Below are 17643 nucleotides of genomic sequence, written 5' to 3' on the forward strand. Positions count from 1 at the left end.
CGTAACGGAACAGGGGCGTGCCGACTCAGGGTACTCCCATGCGCGCCTGGCGGAAGGTCAATGTCTATTCATCGGCGGTGTGCTCGTATTCCAGTGCCTGAGGCCTGGGGGATCGGGCGCGACAATCGACTTGAACCCAGCGCTCCAGGCCGTCGTCATCCAGTGTCAGCGCGGCGTCAGTCAATGGCTGGCCGTCGAGGGTCATCGAGGTGAAGGCCGAACTGCCTTGACGCACATCAAAGTGGTAGAGGGTGCTGCCGAAGCGGTAGTGCAAGATGAAACCCGGCCAGTGGGCGGGTATCAACGGTTCGATCATGAGCGTACGGCCGCTGCGTTGTACGCCCAGCAATGACTCGACAATCAGCCGGTACATCCAGCCGGCGGAACCGGTGTACCAGGTCCAGCCACCGCGCCCGGCATGGGGACCGGCGCCGTAGACGTCTGCGGCCATGACATAGGGCTCGACCTTGTAGGTGTCGATTCGAGCGTTGTTGGCGGGGGCGGCAGGGTTGATCAGGTTCAGCAGTTCCCACGCTTTGCCGGCTTCACCCAACTGCGCCAACGCCATGCCCGCCCAGACGGCGGCATGGGTGTACTGACCTCCGTTCTCGCGCACACCAGGCACGTAGCCCTTGATATAGCCCGGGTCCAGGGTGCCTTTGTCGAACGGTGGATCAAACAGCAGTACGGCGCGGATGCCACGCTTGATCAGATGCTCATCCAGGGATTGCATGGCCTTGATCTGGCGGTCGGCAGGCCCGGCCCCTGACAGCACTGACCAGCTTTGAGCGATGGAATCGATGCGACATTCTTCATTGCTCGCCGAGCCGAGCACTTGCCCGTCATCGAACCAGGCACGGCGATACCAGGCGCCGTCCCAGGCACATTGATCGAGGTTGCGTTGCAAGGTCACCGCGCTGTCGCTGCAGCGCCGGGCGAATGCGTGATCACCGTGCAGGCGGGCGGTCACCGCAAATTGCTCCAGCACCTGATAGCTGAAGAAGCCCAGCCAGACACTTTCTCCTGCACCCAGGTGGCCAACGCGATTCATGCCGTCGTTCCAGTCCCCCGAGCCCATCAGCGGCAGCCCGTGAACACCGCGGCGCAGGCTATGTTCGATGGCGCGCACGCAGTGTTGGTAAAGGGATTCCCGCAGGTGCGATACGCCGGGGAGGTCATAGTAAGACTCTTCGCCAGCCGCCAGTAAGCGTCCTTCCAGGTACCCGGCCGGCTCTTCCAGTACACCCACATCGGCGGTCATTTCGACATAGCGGTTGGTGGCGGCCACCAGCCACAAAAAGTCGTCGGAGCAGGCGGTGCGGACCCCTCGATTCATCGGCGGGTGCCACCAGTGTTGCACGTCGCCTTCCACGTACTGATGGGCGGCGCACAGCAACAGATGCGCTCGTACTGTGGCCGGATCGGTATGGATCATCGCCATGCTGTCCTGCAACTGATCGCGAAAACCGACGGCGCCACCTGACTGGTAGTAGCCGCTTCGGGCCAGGAATCGGCAGGCGATGACCTGATACATCAACCAGCCATTGACCATGACATTGACCGCTGGCTCGCACGTTTCGATACGAATGGCCTCGAGCAATGAGCGCCAGTGTTCCCGTACCTTTTGCAATTCTGCTGCGGCCGCCAGTCTGCCCCGATAGCGTTGCACCAGCTGGGTAGCGGCGTTGCTGGACGAGGCCGCCCCAAGGCGCAAGATGACTTCCTTGCTGTCGCCATCGTTGAGATCAACCGACACTTGCAGGGCGGCACAAGGGTCCATGCCGCCCCCCATGCGCCCGGACAACCCTTCATGTTGCATCGCTGCGGGTGAGGCCAGGGTGCCACTGCGGCCAATGAATTCAGTACGGTCACCGCTGACACCGTGATCGACCGTGTCGGTGTCAAAGAAGGCCACCCGCTCGGAAAACTCCACCGAGTAGGCGTTGCGGGCGAAGAAGGCACCGCTGGCGGGATCCGATTGGGTGACCACATGCATCGCCGACTTGCTGCGCAGATCGCCCAGCACCCATTCCACATACCCGGTGACCGACAATGATCGGCTGCGTCCCGAGCGGTTGGTCAATAACAGTCGCGAGAATTTGATCGGTGCATCCAGCGCCACATAGATCCACAGCTCGCTGTGAATACCGTCTTCTTCATGCTCGAACACGCTATAGCCGAAACCGTGGCGGGTCCGGTAAGGGCCTTGCCCGGGGCAAGGCTGAGGCGCTGCCGACCAGAAGTGCCCGGTCTCTTCATCGCGCAGGTAAATGGCTTCGCCGCTGCGATCGGTGACCGGGTCGTTGTGCCAGGGTGTCAGGCGAAATTCATGGGCGTTTTCGGCCCAGGTATAGGCACCGCCGGCTTCCGAGACCACGGTGCCGAGGTGTGCATTGGCTATCACATTGACCCAGGGCGCGGGTGTCGGATTGGCTGCCAGCCCGGTGACGATGTACTCACTGCCATCGTCGCTGAAACCGCCATATCCATTGCCCAGCAGCAGTGAGGGACGGTTCGGTCGTACCGGTGCCGGTCCGGCCTGATAATGCCGGGTCGCAACAAACGGCGCGTGCGTCGGCAATACTTTGCGTCGATGAATCTGTTCGGCCAGGCTGCCCAGCTCTTCGCTCAGCACCAGCCTCGCCACCGAAAGGACCAGCACGCGATCTTCTGTCGACATCTGCTGCGCGGGACGTACAAAAATCCCACCCGGACGATCCAGCAAAGCGGCTTCACTGCCGGAGGTGATAAGGCCCATGATCGCGTCCTGCAGTTGCTGGCGATAACCCGCCTGATCTTCGTTCCAGATCAACAGATCGACCACCAGGCCTTTTTGCCGCCAGTAGGCGTGGGCTTGAATCAACTGCTGCACCAGGGCGATATTGTCCAGGCTCTGGATTTGCAGCAAAACGATGGGCAGGTCGCCGGAAATGGCCTGGCCCCAGAGTCCCGGCTGATTGCGCCGATTGGCAATCAGCACTGCATTGTCGGCGCGCATCGAGGCGTTTGCATAAAGCAACGACGAGGCCATCTGCTCGAACAGACGGGCGTCGGACAACGAGGCATTGAGCTGACGCAAAAGCACCTGGCTATGGGTCCAAGACAAGTCGAACACCCGGTCGGCGAGGTGGCGGTCGCGGTATTTGTTGATGAGATAGAGGCAATCGTCGCGACTGTCGGCGACGCCGGTGACCAGGTCGATGGTCGCCTGCTGGCCGGGTTGCAGGGTCATCCTGCAGCGAATCGCGACCACCGGATCGAGCACCGGGCCCGAACTGCCTGACAATCGCTGGCAATTGGCATCCAGGGCGGCGGGTGACACCAGGCTGCGCCCTCGGCCGATGAACCGGGCACGATCGGTTTCGTACGAGATCGCATCGATGTCCGCTCCGTGTGCCGCCAGCAAATGGCACATCCACGGCGTTGGTTCATCGCTGGCGCGGGGGCGGCGGCTGCAGACAATGGCCTGGAGCGCAGGCAGTAATTCGGTCTGCACGAACAACTTGCTGAATGCGGGGTGCATCGCGTCGCTGGCTGGGGATGTCAGCACAACTTCGGCGTAGGTGGTGATCTCCAGTGTTTTGGCTGATGAGGCGAGGTTTGTGACATGCAGGCGGCGCAGTTCGATGTTGTCTTCAGGCGAGACGACAATTTCCAGATGTGTGTCGAAATCCAGGTTGCGCGCGCGGAACTCTGCACGGGAATCGCAGAAGATCGCCTCGTGGCTCTCAGGTTTTTGCAACGTCGGTTGGTGCGCAGCCGACCAGACCGTGTTGGTCTGGACATCGCGCAGGTAGCAGAACATCCCCCAATTGTCTTGAGAAGTGTCCTCCTGCCAACGGGTGACGGCCATTTCATTGTGCCGGCTGTAACCACCGCCGCCGCTGGTCAGCATGACGTGGTAGCGACCGTTGGAAAGCAACTGCACGGCCGGGCGTTTGCGTCCTGGATCAGAGAACACCCGAAGCCCCGTATCCTGGCCCTGGCCAACTTCGCCGAGCACTGGCGACTGTGCGGTTTGCAGGTAGGGTGCAGCGGATTTGGGCACCCGCTCCTGCAACAGCAGCAGGGCTGATTGCAGCGCCGGGTCGGACTCGAATCGCCGTTGCATCGGTTGATCGAGCAGGCGGCTGGTCAACGCCAACAGGCTCATGCCCTGGTGGTGAGCCATGAACGACCGGACCACGGCGAAGCGTTGGCCGCGCGGTAACCGGGCCTCGGTGTAATCCACCGCTTCATACAGGCCGAAACGCCCTAAAGAGCCCTGCAAGGCCAGGCGTTGCAGGTTTTTGCAGGCTGCATCGGCATCGACCATTAACGCCAGGGCGCTGGCGTAGGGCGCTATCACGACGTCATTGCTCAGCCCGCGCTGGAGCCCGAGCGCCTGAATGCCGAAGGCGCGGTATTGATAATTGAAGTGCGCGTCGACGGTGTTGTAACCCGACTCCGAAACGCCCCAGGGAATGCCCAGCCTGTTGCCATGTTCGATCTGCACCGACACGGCGGCGCGGCAAGTCTGGTCCAGCAGGCTGCCGTCATAGTTGGGCATTACCACCATCGGCATCAGGTATTCAAACATCGAGCCCGACCAGGACAGCAACGTCGGTACGCCAGCGTTTTCACTCAGTAGCCTTCCCAAGGTGAACCAGGCGCGTTGGGGGATCTGACCTTGCGCAATAGCCACGAAATTGGTCAGCCGCACCTCGGACGCCAGCAGGTCGTAATAACCGGTGTCGAGCCTGCGCTCCTCGGCGTTGTACCCGATGACGAACAAGTCACGCTGGTTGTCGTAAAGCCACGAGAAATCCATCTGCGCCAGCGACGTCGCCAATAGCGCCAACTGCTCCAGGATGTCCATTCGCTTCGCGGCGTCACTGCGGACCCGGTTGATTTGAGAATGATGGTCGGTGGCCCAGTCGGCGGGGTTCAGACCTGCCAACTGGCGCAAGGTGCATGGAGGTTCAGTCGTGACCAGGGGGGCAGGGAGTTGATAGCGCTGCAGTTCTTCTGTCCAGTCGATGCATTGCCGGGTAAATGCTTCTCGCCAGTAGAGGCTTTCCTCATCGGTGTCCGTTAGCTTGCTTGTGGCCGTGACGTGAGCCGTTTGTAGCAGGTCTGCCAGCGCCTCGGTAGTCGCCACTTGCGAGGCATGTTCAAGGCCTTCTCTCAGTTGATTCAGGGCGTATTCATCCGCCCCCGAGGCGCGCTGGGAGTCTGCAAGGATATCCAGGGTATCGCGCAGGCCCTTAATCACGACAGGGCCGAACATCGGGGCGTCTGCAAGTTGCGCAATGCCGGTGCTCAAGGTCAGCAGCACGCCCGCCAGGTTCCCGCTGTCGACGGTGGAGACGTAATGCGGACGCAGCGGCTCCAGGGTCTGCGTGTCGTACCAGTTATAGAAGTGCTGCCGATAACGCTCCAGACCCTCCATGCTGTCCAACGACGGCGCAAGCCGGGACAGCAGCCGTTCGGTACTCAAGTAGCCGAAATCGTGAGCGGCCAGGTGGGCGAGCAAGGACATGCCCATATTGGTCGGCGAGGTGCGGTGGGCAATGGCAGGCCTGGGTTCTTCCTGCACGTTGTCCGGTGGTAGCCAGTGATCCTGAGGCCCGACGTATTGATCGAAGAATGCCCAGGTCTTGCGCGCCAGCACCCGCAGGAAGCGCAAATCCTCCGTCGACGGTGCGAACTCCGATTGCTGGGGGGCCGAGCTGAGCCACCAGGCGATCCAGGGGCCTGCAAGCCACGACAGCAGCAGCGGACTGGCAATGGCCAGCGTGTGCGGATCGTTCACCAACAGGGCCGCTGCGATCAGGGCCGATACCGGCTCGATCCACATCTGGCGATAGAGGCCGGACAGGCGGTTATCGGTCGTGCGCTCCACCTCGCGCGAGGGCTGCCATTGCAACAGCCGGCGTCTGCTAAAGCCGATTCGCCAGAGCGAGCGCAGGATGGCGTCGGCGCTGTAGTACATCTCGAAGGGCAGCCAGGCGAGCGTCAGGCATGCCCGGGCCAGGTCGTTTGCCAGATCACCCAGCAGCGCCCTGAGGTATTGTCCGAAGGGCACATCGGCGGGGGCCTGCATGAGATCGGTCACCGCCCGGAGCAACGGTTGAATCACCATCAACCCGATGACTGTCAGGGTCCAGTTCATTGGCTGACTGCTGGCAAACCAGCCCCATGCAAACATCAACAACAGCGCCAGCGGTTCCAGGCTGCGTCGCAGATTATCCAGAATCTTCCAGCGGGCCATGACGCTCAACCTGTTGCGCACCCATTTGCCGTCGGCGTTGCGTGCCCAGGGCAATGTCCACGGCAACAACTGCCAGTCACCGCGAACCCAGCGATGCCGGCGATTGACATCGGCACCGTAGCGCGAGGGGTATTGTTCGTAGACCTGCACGTCACTGAGCAGGCCGGATCGTGCATAACACCCCTCGATCAGGTCGTGGCTGAGAATCTGGTTATCCGGCAAGCAGCCTTCCAGTGCACAGGTGAACGCATCGACGTCATAGATGCCCTTGCCGATGAAGGAACCTTGCTGGAACAGATCCTGGTAAACGTCCGACACCGTCCGGGTGTAGGGATCGACTCCAGCATCACTGCCAAACAGCCGGGCGTAGATCGAGCGCGTGGCGCTGGTCAGGCCGATGCCGACTCGCGGTTGCAACACCGCATAGCCGGAAATGATCTGCTCGCCAGCACTGTCGAACAACGGACGATTCAAGGGGTGCATCATTGCCGCCACGCATTGGCGCGCGACATCGCGTGGCAGCAGGGTGTCGGTGTCCAGCGTGATCACGTAACGCACGCCGCGCAACGGCGTGATGTCGCCGACGATGGCGTTGAAACGGTCCTGCCCATTGCCGCGCAGCAGGGCATTGAGCTCGATCAGCTTGCCGCGTTTGCGCTCGTGGCCCATCCATACGTGTTCGCTCGCGTTCCAGCGACGTGGCCGATGCAGCAGAAAGAATCGGTCGCCTTGTTCGTCCGCGTATTTTTGATTGAGCAGGGTGATTGCACGAGACGCCTGTGCGAGCAGTTCGGCGTCTTGTGGCTGAGACTCTTCAGGCGCATCGAGGAAATCGCTGAGCAACGCGAAATACAGGTTGCTGTCGCGGTTGGCGAGAAAGCGCACTTCGAGACCTTCCGCCAATTCGTCCACATCGGCCGGGCTGGCGATCAGCGTCGGGATCACCACCAGACTTCGCGCGCCATCGGGAATGCCGTTGGCGAAATCCATTTTCGGCAGCGTCGTCGGCAACAGGCTGAACGTCACCAACCAGTTGATCAGGCTGATTGCCAGTCGGCTGGTCATGATCAGGCATGGGATCGCCATCAGCAAAAGCGCCGCATCGGGCATTCCGTCGCGCTGCGCTGAGGCCAGCAGGGGCCAGGCGAAGATGAGCGTCAGGAACGCCACCGGCGCCAGGTAAAACACCAGCGGTGACTGCTGCAACAGCCGTTTCCAGCGCTCATGAATGGGTACACGGGCGTTGAGCCGTCGCTCCAGGGTCGGCAACCCGGCGCTGATCAGGTAATACCCGACGTGGTGAGCCAGCACTGGGCAGGAGACTGAGGCGGCTCCGGCTCCGGCTCCGGCTGCGGCGAGATTGATCGCGGCGCGAGCGACCAGGATTTCCGAGTGCTGGGGGCTTCGTCGGGCAAGGCGTTCAATGACATGCCGATAGCTGTCGCGGGTTTTGAAATCCATCGCCCGGTAAACCTGAGCCGGGTCTTCGTGGAGAATCTGTTCGACGTGACTCATTGACTCGACAAACTCGCGCCAGTCCGTGGCGGACAAGAGACGCAAGCTGCCGATGCTGTTGCCGATGGACACCTGATCCGCGGCTTGTTGTTGCGCGTCGAGCTGCACCTGGCGTTCGATGCTGGAGCCGGTCTCACCGAGCATTTGCTCGATCCAGTTCAGCGCCAGGGCCAGCGCTGCGTTTTGACCCTGCAGGCGGCGGGTGAATTCGGCGACAAAGGCGGGGGTCATCGGCGGTGCGGAGCGGGCCATGTCGGCAACGGTCAGCACGACGCTCTTGATGTCCAGTTCTGAGGTTTCGATCAAGCGCTCGGCCCAGTCATCGGCCAGATTGCGCTCGTCGGCGTTGGCCATGACCCGCGAGGCCACGCGCCGCAGGTTTTCGATCAGCGCCAGGCGCAACATGATCGGTATCGCCCACAGTTCGCCCAGCGCCAGTGGCATCACGGTCTGATAAGAAAAAATGAAGCGGCTCAGACTCTCTTCGTCGACCCGGCCGTCGCCATGGGAGATGGTCTCCAGCGCTATGTCATAGACGCGTGGCAGTCCTGCGGATGGGCCGTTGATCAGGCGTGGCAACTCACGGCTGTAGCCTTTGGGCAGGTGCGTCCTGGCGGTGCGGATGTGGTCTTCGACCAGATAGTAATTATCCAGCAACCATTCCGCTGCCGGAGTCACTCGTCGGCTGGACAATTGCGCGCTGGTCAGCGCCGTGCAGCTGCGTTTGAGCAACTGCTCGTTATCATCGAGCCGGTGCAGCATCGAGTCCCGTGCAGACAGCGTTGTCAGGCGATGCTGCCCGGCCAGGGCGATGCCGTGACTGGCCATCTGGTCGGCGCTGAAAAGCTCCGAGCGCAATATAGGCTCGTATTTGAATCGGGGCTGGGGAAACAGGTGGGTCCGCCAGAAGCCGGACGAGCGGGGAAATACCTTCTGTATGCGTGTCCATATGCTGTTCATAAGGTCCTGAGCCTGAAACGCATGATGCGATTGCGTGCATTTTGATAGGTGCGCCAACGCATCGCGCCAGCACCGGCAGCACTTGCTGGACGTAGCTTTTCAACTTGAGTGTGGAGACCTGGAGGGCTGTTCGTCTGTTCGCTGGCGAACATAGCAGCCTTCTTTGGAGGCTCATCGAATGGGCGGCGCAGGGCGCTGCTGGAGGCGGTTGGGCGATATCTGGCGGATCCGGGTAACCGTCGTTCACAGGGGCTGGCAGCGTTCAAATTCGCCTGCCGAATGCAGCGTCAGCACGTCATCAATGACTTCCCCGCTGTACAAACGTAATCTTGCCGGCTCGAGTCCCAATACAAGAAAAATCAGGAGTCATCGATGCAACCGATCCGTCTCGGTCTGGTGGGCTACGGCAAGATTGCCCAGGATCAACACGTCCCCGCTATCCACGCCAACCCCGCGTTCCAGTTGGTGTCTGTCGCAACGCAAGGGCAACCTTGCGCCGGGGTCGAGAACTTCAAGTCCCTGGGCGAGCTGCTCGAAAACGGCCCGCAGGTCGATGCGATTGCGTTTTGCACGCCGCCGCAAGGACGATTCGCCTTGGTGCAACAAGCATTGGCCGCGGGCAAACACGTGCTGGTAGAAAAGCCGCCGTGCGCCACGTTGGGTGAAGCGATGGCGTTGGCGAGCCAGGCACAGGAGCAAGGCGTCAGCGGTTTGTTCGCCTGGCATTCACGCTACGCGCCGGGGATCGAAGCCGCCCGTGACTGGCTGGCCAGCCGCACCCTGCAAAGCGTGCAGATCGACTGGAAGGAAGACGTGCGCAAGTGGCACCCCGGCCAGGCCTGGATCTGGCAGCCTGGAGGCCTGGGCGTTTTCGATCCGGGCATCAATGCCTTGTCGATCGTCACCCATCTGCTGGCGCTGCCGCTTTTTGTCGCGTCTGCCGAGCTGCGAGTCCCCAACAACTGCCAGTCGCCGATTGCCGCTTCGATCAAAATGTCTGACGCGCGCAACCTCGATGTTAGCGCGGAGTTTGACTTCGACCACGGACATGACGAGCTCTGGAGCATCGAGATTCGCTGCGCCGAAGGCACCCTGCGCCTGGACAACGGCGGCGCACTGCTGAGTATCGACGGCGTGCGCCAGGCCGTCTCGGAGGAGGGCGAGTACGCGGCGGTGTATCGACATTTCCAACAGCTGATTGGCGACAAGGCCAGTGACCTGGACCTCCAGCCATTGCGACTGGTGGCCGACAGCTTTTTTGTCGGCAGTCGGGTGTCGGTTGAGCCGTTCTACGACTGACGGCCGCAAAAGTGCGTCCGTGACTGGGAGGGGCGAAAGCGAACATTCGCCGCAACCTCTCTCAGGCAAAGGCCTCCTCGATAAATGCCTCCAACGCCTCGTCTTCCAATATCTCGATGGAGAAGTGCCCGAAGCGCTTGGGCAACCAGATGATGCGGGTCCCGGACGGGGATTGCAGGTTCTCGCGGGCGAGTGGTTTTCCATTCTCGTCCTCTGGCTGAACCCCCGCGGCGATCAAGTCGTCATAGGCCTTCTCGATGTCCGGTGTCGAGTAGCAGTGGCGGTAAATCATGCCTTCGCCTGCGCAATCCAGCAGCTCCTTCAGGTTCCCCGCCAACGGCTGCACCAGCATGAAACGCTCCTGGCCGATCAACGCAATCGCATAGCGCACGTGCAGGCCACCACGCTCCCAGACGAGCGTTTTAGAAATCCTGGCGTGCAGGATCTGTGCGTAGTAGGCGCAGGCTTCCTCCAGATTCTTCACCAGTACATCGACGTGACTGAACTTCAGCTCCATTGCATTCCTCCTGTCGAACCGGTGTCCATGGTAACGACGCCGCCATCAGAATTAGAAGGGTTTTCGTGTGGCTGTTTCCTGGCCGAACCGTTGAACGAACAGCTGATCGGTCAGTCAGGATAATCAGCTGTACGTTTTCCATAAGAGGATTCCACCATGCACGAATGGACCCTGGACTACCTGTTCAACGGCGAACCCCGCACCTACCTGTTCGAACTGGAGCAGTCCCAGCTGCCCGTCCATGAGGCCGCTATGCACTTGCTGCAGCTGCATTATGGCGACGGTGAAAACAGCCTGATCATGCCCACCGCAGACGCGACGCCGGCGCAGATTCTGGAGCAGGCTGAGCGGGTAGGGCTGACGCAGATTACGGTCGTGAATCAACCCGATTGATGTCAGGTGCCGCGACGAGAACAGGTCGCGGCGCCTGGCTAAAGCTCACGACGCGCATCGGTCTGCTTGCCTAAGCACCGTCGATTCGCGCCGTTATCCACTCACGGCTGTACGCAAGCACGCTCTGTGCAATCGCAGTTGGAAAATGAATGAATCCGTGGGGAGAAAGCGGTAGCAAGTGCACCTCGACAGATGCCGATTGCCTCCAGCGTTCGGCGAGGTCGAGTGTGTCGTCTCTCAGGGGATCCAGCTCGCCGGCAAACAGGAGCGCCGGCGGGAAATCGGTAAAGTCGCCGTACAGCGGTGACAACGGAGGCTGGCGGCGTTCCTCGTCATTCAGGTCCGGCGTCAGCATGCGAAACGCTTCAACCATGCCAGGTCCGTCCAGCAGCAGCGTTTCCGGGGGCGCTGCGCGGACGCTCGGTGTTCCGGTCAAATCGTAGACACCGTAATACAACAGCGCGCCGCTCACCCGTTGCAACAAGCCGGGCGATTGTTTCAGCGACAGCAACGTTGCCGCGGCAAGATGGGCCCCGGCCGATTCACCGATGACGATAACGGGCAGGTCGGCGAACTCGCTACAGTCCTTCAGTAACCAGCGAGCAGCAGAAAGGCAGTCTTCCATCAGGCCTTCAATCGGAGTTGATACGGCAAGCCGGTAATCGACCGAGACGACTGCGACGTTGCACGTATTCACCATGGCAACGTTAAAGCCGTCATTCATCTGCGCATTGCCGATCACCCATCCGCCGCCGTGGAAATCAAGCACAACGCCCTTTGCTTTACCTCTCGGCCGGATGATCCGCACGGGCACGGGCACTGGGACGCCGCCCGCACCAATCACCTTTGTTTCCGCCTTGAGCCCCTGCTTGAGCAATTGACCCGCGCCGGCGATCTGGCTGGCGCGCAGCAGCGCCTGGATCACCCGGGGCGTGATGCGATTGCGGATGCGAAAGCGCGGCAACCAGGCAAGCTTCTTGTTGAAGTTACGCACTTGCTCCCACGCCTGCTCGCCTGCAGGCCAAGGTGTTTGAGTCGCGAGTCCGGAATCCTCCATCAGCGGTTATTGCGCAAGATGGAAAAATTCAACGCAGCCGCTACACACAGCCACACAAGGTAGGGAAACAGGATCAGGCCCGTGATTACGTCCAGCCGCATTGCCATCACCACCATGGCTGCGACTACCAGCCAGAGCAGCGCCAGGATCACCATGGCGGCGAAAATGCGGTGCGCGCCGAAGAACACCGGTGTCCACAGCGTATTCAGGGCAATCTGCGCCGCCCATAACGCCAGCACCTCCTGACTTCCAGGTATCAGTGACAACCGGTACCCGGCCCAGGCGAGCAGCAGATAGATAATCGACCAGGCGACCGGAAACAGCCAATTGGGTGGGGTGAAGCTGGGCTTGACGAGCGATTCGTACCACTGGCCCGGTTTGAAAAGAATGCCTGTACTGGCCGCGGCCGCGCAGGCCAGAAGAAAAATCAGAAAGGTCATCATCAGTCCTTTGGTAGAGGTGAGCTGTGTGGGGTTGCAGAATTCTGGCGGCCGTTCATGCCGCTATGCGCCCGGTACGCCAGGCACATCCATGTTGATCTTGCGCCAGGCGGCTTCGGACAAGCTGTAGACCGAAAAGGCGATCAATCCCAAGGCCATCACCATCAAAATCACACCGCCGGCCGGCAGATTCTGCAGCGCATCTAGGGCTTCCTTCATGCCGGGCGGATCCATGGCTTTATAGCGGGAGCCACTGATGATCAGCAACAGGGCGATCTCGATAAACACGACGCCACGGGCGATAAGGCCGAACCGGGAGACCGGACGGACGTAGCGCATCACGTCTTCGTCCGCTTCAAAGTACTTCTCGAACGACGACTTCCATCCCTTGATGATGTGAGCAACGCCTACGCCGAGGGGGACGAGCGCAACGAGGTACACCAGGACATTCGAGTGTTCCCAGGACAACACGTGCGCGAGTAAATCCCGGGTCTGCCCACCGCCCGAATCGCCCGAGCTTCTGATGCCGCTGATGAGCAAACCCAACGCGAAAAACGCCAGCGCACCGTTGACCAAACCTCCCGCCAACAGTCCTGCCCGGATGACCAGGCCCTTCATCCTGTTACCGTGGTGATCGACGTCGCGTACGGCCTGCAACACTCGCCAACAAGCGAAAGCGAGCAGGCCTGCCACCACCAAACCGACTAAAACATAACCGAAAGGCTGGCTTAACACAGCCTCCAGGCTCCGCTGACTGTCCTTCGGCTTAGACGAGTCTTGAGCCGCCAGCAACGCGAAGATCCCGATGATCAGGTAAAGAACGCCTCGAGCGGCATATCCGCCCCGAGCGAGTACAACAAGGCTGTGGTGCGCAGACATGGCAGCATATTCCAGAGAGGCAATACAGAGCAGACCTTTCGGGGAGGGCGGGGTTCGATTGAAAGTCGGTGTGCTAAGGCAGAAAACGGCCAAAAGCCCGCAGAAGCGGGCCTTGGTTTTTGTGCGTCAGGTTTACGCCTGGCGGGCTGCTAATGCCGAGTAGCTGTTCATCAGGTTGCGGTAGTTCGGAATGCGCTGGGACAGCAGGTTGCCCAGGCCTTCGATGTCGTTGCGCCAGTCGCCCTGCAACTCGCAGGCTACCGAGAACCAGTTCATCATTTGCGCACCGGCTTGCGTCATGCGGTTCCACGCCGCCTGTTGCACGGTGGTGTTGAAGGTGCCGGAAGAATCCGTGACCACGAACACTTCAAACCCTTCAGCCAGGGCCGACAGCGTCGGGAAGGTCACGCAAACGTCGGTCACCACGCCGGCAATGATCAGTTGCTTGCGGCCGGTCGCCTTGATCGCCTTGACGAAGTCTTCGTTGTCCCAGGCGTTGATCTGGCCAGGGCGGGCAATGTAAGGCGCGTCCGGAAACATTTCCTTGAGCTCTGGCACCAGTGGGCCGTTGGGGCCTTGTTCGAAGCTGGTGGTCAGGACGGTGGGCAGTTCGAAGAACCTGGCCACGTCAGCCAGGGCCAGCACGTTGTTCTTGAACTCGTTGGGCGAGAAGTCCTGTACCAGCGAGATCAGACCGGTCTGGTGGTCGATCATCAACACTACGGCGTCGTCTTTGTTCAGGCGGTTGTAGGTGGCGTTGCTCATGATGAAATCCTTTATCGAGAGGGGTAAGTGGCTTCGTTCAACATGGGCTCAGAATACTGATCAGCAGGAAGGGGAAAAAGAGGGTGAAAACGGTTTGACTGTCAACCAGGAAGTGACAATCGAGGAGGGCATCAGATGATTGCAGGCACGAGGTCGTAAAATATGAATCTTTCGGGGTGGCCGCACTCCACACCCTGAGAGGTGCCTGCTTCTCGATAGCGGTGATATCCGCTGGGACTTACATTATGACTTCGCTAGAAGACTTCAGAATCCATTCTCACGCACTGCTGATCGAACTGGATGCTGCCACCATGGGCATGATGACGCTGGTGTCATCCCGCTGTGTTTCCGGGCCCGACTGGGACGTTGCGACTAAACGACATCACGATGCTTATGAAGTCTGGAGTGCTTTTCTCAATGGTCCTGCGCCAGCCCTGAGTCCGGATCCTCGTTGAATCCGGCTCGGCCGCCAGTGGTTGACACGTTACTCAATCCGGGATGGCTTACGCGATCAAACGATATCGTCAATCAGGATATGGTGCTGCCCGCGGCTGCAGGTTTCTATCCGCGCCTCGACCTTGTAGACGTTACGCAGCATCCGCTCGGTAATCACCTCGTTGCTCGGTCCGCTGCCTTGAGTTGTCCCATTCGCGATGACCAATACCTGGTCGGCAAAGCGCAATGCCTGATTCAGATCGTGGATCGCGATGAACACGATAACTTCGCGTTTCCGAGCAAGTGCCCGCATGAAATTCAGCACTTGCACCTGCCGGTGCATGTCCAGCGCACTGGTCGGCTCGTCCATCAGCAGGATCTCCGGTTCGCGCACCAGCGTTTGGGCGATGGACACCAGCTGTTGCTGGCCGCCGCTGAGTTCACCGAGGTTGCGAAAGGACAGTTCGGTAATCCCGAGCGCGCCGAGAATCTCGTCGACGAGCTTCAATTCATCGTCGTGGACGACCCAGCCCGGACTCAGTTGCTTACGCGCCAGCAGCACTGATTCGTAGACCGTCAGGCGTGCACTGGCATTCAGTCCCTGCGGCATGTAGCTGATGCCCTGATGACCCTTTTTCGAGTCCTGCAGGATGACCTGGCCTGGTCCTTCAATCAGCCCGGCCATGCGTTTGAACAAGGTGGATTTACCCGCTGCGTTCGGCCCGACCACGGCAACCACCTGACCCCCCGTGAAGGCCGCCGTGGTGACGCCTGAAATGATCTCGCGCTGCCCGTAACGGGCACCGAGGTTATCGAGCTGGATCTTCACCATGAGTTTTTCTTCCCGCTAAGAATCAGAGATATGAAGAACGGCACGCCGATCAGTGACGTGACGACGCCGATGGGGAAAATCGCGCCCGGGATCAGGGTCTTGCTGACGACCGAACTGGCGGAAAGTATCAGCGAGCCGGTCAGTAAAGAGGCCGGCAGGAAGAACCGTTGATCCTCGCCAATCAGCATCCGTGCGATGTGCGGGCCGACCAGTCCGATAAACCCGATGGTGCCGACAAAGGCCACCGGGAACGAGGCGAGCAGGCTGACCATGATCAGCGTCTGAAAACGCAGGCTGCGCACGTTGATCCCGAAACTCGCGGCCTTGTCATCGCCCAGCCGCAGGGCCGTCAGCGCCCAGGCGCGTCTGGCAAAGATCGGCAGGGTGATCAGGATGACCAGGCAAATCACCCCGAGTTTCGGCCAGGTGGCTTTGGTCAGGCTGCCCATGGTCCAGAACACGACCGCCGCCACGGCTTGTTCAGTGGCAAAAAACTGCACCAGGGCCAACAGCGCATTAAAGGTAAACACCAGGGCAATGCCGAGCAGCACGATGGTCTCGGCGGTGACACCGCGACGCAGGCTCAGGAAGTGGATCAGCAGCGCTGACAGCATGGCCATGATGAACGCATTCACCGGCACCATGTACTGCGCCGCCAGCGGGAACAGCGCCACGCCAAATGCCAGGCCCATGGCGGCACCGAAACTGGCGGCGGCGGAAATGCCCAGCGTGAACGGACTGGCCAGCGGGTTGTTGAGGATCGTCTGCATCTGTGCGCCCGCCAACGACAACGCGGCACCGACCGCGACGGCCATCAGCGCCACGGGCAGACGGATTTCCCACATCACCACCCGCACTTGGGCTGAAGCGGTGTCGGGCGAGAACAGCGCACCGAGCACTTCAGTCAGGCTGTAGCTCGCCGGCCCAAGGGCCAGGTCAAGCAGCACACTGCAAATCAGTAGCATCACGAGCCCGCCAAGGATCAGGCGTTTGCGCAGCACCAGTCGACGGTAGGTGTCGCGCTGAACGACCATTGCTTCGTTCAGTGAAGTCATTGTTTGGCCTCAGGCTTTTCCAGGCTGACAAAGTAGCCGGGCTCGTAAGGTACCGGCAGAAATCGCTCATGCAGTTCGCGCAATGACGCGTCCGGATCCAGGTCGGCAAACAGCGTCGGATGAAACCATTTCGCCAGTTGCTGGATGGCCGCGAACTGGTAGGGGCTGTTGTAGAACTGGTGCCAGATGGCATGAAAGGCTTGATCGTCCTGAGCCTTGATACCCGCGTAGGCGGGGCGTTGTGTGTACCACGCCAGTTTGTGCCTGGCTTGGGCCATGTCCGCACCGGGGCCGACACCGACCCAATGACCACCGGGTGCAAAGGCTTCCCAGTTGGCACTGGTGACAACCACCTGGTCCGGGTTGGCGACGATGACTTGCTCTGGGTTCAACTGCCCGAAGGTGGTGGGGATGATGTTCCGGGCAATGTTGTTGCCACCGGCCATGTCGACAAAAAGGCCGAAATTTTCGTTACCGAAACTCAGGCAGCAATCATCGGTGTAGCCACCAATGCGCTCGATAAACACGCTGGGGCGGGAAGGGTGGCGCGCCTCAATCACATCGGTGACGCGATGGATCTGCTGGTTGCGAAAATCGATAAAGGCCTCGGCGCGCTGTTCCTTGCCGAACAGCTGGCCGAACAGGCGCATGGTCGGCTCGGTGTTTTGCATCGGGTTGTTGCGAAAGTCGACGTACACCACGGGAATCCCCAAGGCGTCGAGTTTCTCGATGTAGCGCGCGTCTTCGGTGGCGTGCTGCGCTTCGATGTTGAGGATGATCACATCGGGTTGCTGCGAGATCGCTTGCTCGATGTCGAAAGTGCCTTCTTCAAAACCGCCAAAGGTCGGGATCTTTGCGATGGCGGGAAACTTGCGCAGGTAGGCGCCGTAGGTGTCCGGGTCGGACTGGATGAGGTCCTTGCGCCAACCGACGATGCGTTCAATGGGGTTTTGCGTATCCAGCGCGGCGACCAGGTACAACTGGCGGCCCTCACCGAGAATGACGCGCCTGACCGGAAGGTGAACCTTGACCTTGCGCCCGAGCAAATCGGTCACCGTGCCCAGCGCAGGATCCGGGTCGGCGGCGAGTGCGTGGCGTGGTGTCAGAGAGTACAGCGACAGGCCCAGCAGTCCTGCGAACAGCAGCGTAGCGAAGGCTTGGGGGCGTCGGAAGAGGGTAACCATGGTTTGTTCCTTTGCAGAAGTCAGGACCGGACTGCGACTCAAGTTGCCGGGCCGGGCGT

Annotated in this window: 11 protein-coding genes; 2 read left to right on the top strand and 9 right to left on the bottom strand. The window is 60.6% G+C overall.

Features of this window, described 5'->3' with window-relative positions; all coding sequences use genetic code 11:
* Positions 1-64: 64 nt before the first annotated feature.
* On the bottom strand, positions 65-8728 hold the full coding sequence (locus ACA072_RS11900) for a GH36-type glycosyl hydrolase domain-containing protein (protein ID WP_497624469.1): 8664 nt from the start codon (positions 8726-8728) through the stop codon (positions 65-67).
* Between the two features lie 372 nt (positions 8729-9100).
* On the opposite strand from ACA072_RS11900, the gene ACA072_RS11905 reads away from it, so the two are divergent.
* Complete coding sequence (locus ACA072_RS11905; protein ID WP_497624470.1) at positions 9101-10027, top strand: Gfo/Idh/MocA family protein; 927 nt, start codon at positions 9101-9103, stop codon at positions 10025-10027.
* A 61-nt stretch (positions 10028-10088) separates the two neighbouring features.
* Here ACA072_RS11905 and ACA072_RS11910 read toward each other — a convergent pair whose 3' ends face one another.
* Positions 10089-10544 (bottom strand): VOC family protein, encoded by a 456-nt coding sequence (locus tag ACA072_RS11910; protein ID WP_497624471.1) that lies wholly within the window; start codon positions 10542-10544, stop codon positions 10089-10091.
* Between the two features lie 156 nt (positions 10545-10700).
* Between ACA072_RS11910 and ACA072_RS11915 the strand changes: the two genes are divergently transcribed.
* Positions 10701-10937, top strand: a complete 237-nt coding sequence (locus ACA072_RS11915) for a hypothetical protein (RefSeq protein WP_497624472.1) — start codon at positions 10701-10703, stop codon at positions 10935-10937.
* Positions 10938-11007: 70 nt separating this feature from the next.
* Here the strand turns inward: ACA072_RS11915 and ACA072_RS11920 are convergent, their stop codons facing one another.
* From ACA072_RS11920 to ACA072_RS11950, 7 genes are all read right to left on the bottom strand, one after another.
* Entirely contained in the window at positions 11008-11994 is a 987-nt protein-coding gene (locus tag ACA072_RS11920; protein WP_497624473.1) for an alpha/beta hydrolase, read from the bottom strand.
* Entirely contained in the window at positions 11994-12434 is a 441-nt protein-coding gene (gene tspO, locus ACA072_RS11925; protein WP_497624474.1) for a tryptophan-rich sensory protein TspO, read from the bottom strand. Before tspO ends, ACA072_RS11920 begins: the two co-directional genes overlap by 1 nt.
* Before the next feature lie 63 nt (positions 12435-12497).
* Entirely contained in the window at positions 12498-13313 is an 816-nt protein-coding gene (locus tag ACA072_RS11930; protein ID WP_497624475.1) for a DUF1206 domain-containing protein, read from the bottom strand.
* 132 nt (positions 13314-13445) lie between these two features.
* Complete coding sequence (gene ycaC / locus ACA072_RS11935) at positions 13446-14078, bottom strand: isochorismate family cysteine hydrolase YcaC (RefSeq protein ID WP_497624476.1); 633 nt, start codon at positions 14076-14078, stop codon at positions 13446-13448.
* 511 nt (positions 14079-14589) lie between these two features.
* Complete coding sequence (locus tag ACA072_RS11940) at positions 14590-15345, bottom strand: ABC transporter ATP-binding protein (protein WP_497624477.1); 756 nt, start codon at positions 15343-15345, stop codon at positions 14590-14592.
* Entirely contained in the window at positions 15339-16400 is a 1062-nt protein-coding gene (locus tag ACA072_RS11945) for a FecCD family ABC transporter permease (protein WP_497624478.1), read from the bottom strand. The genes ACA072_RS11940 and ACA072_RS11945 overlap by 7 nt, the downstream gene beginning before the upstream one ends.
* Positions 16397-17584, bottom strand: coding sequence for an ABC transporter substrate-binding protein (locus ACA072_RS11950; RefSeq protein ID WP_497624479.1), 1188 nt, complete (start codon positions 17582-17584; stop codon positions 16397-16399). Before ACA072_RS11950 ends, ACA072_RS11945 begins: the two co-directional genes overlap by 4 nt.
* Between the last annotated feature and the right edge of the window lie 59 nt (positions 17585-17643).

The sequence above is a fragment of the Pseudomonas sp. LBUM1656 genome (assembly GCF_059716065.1).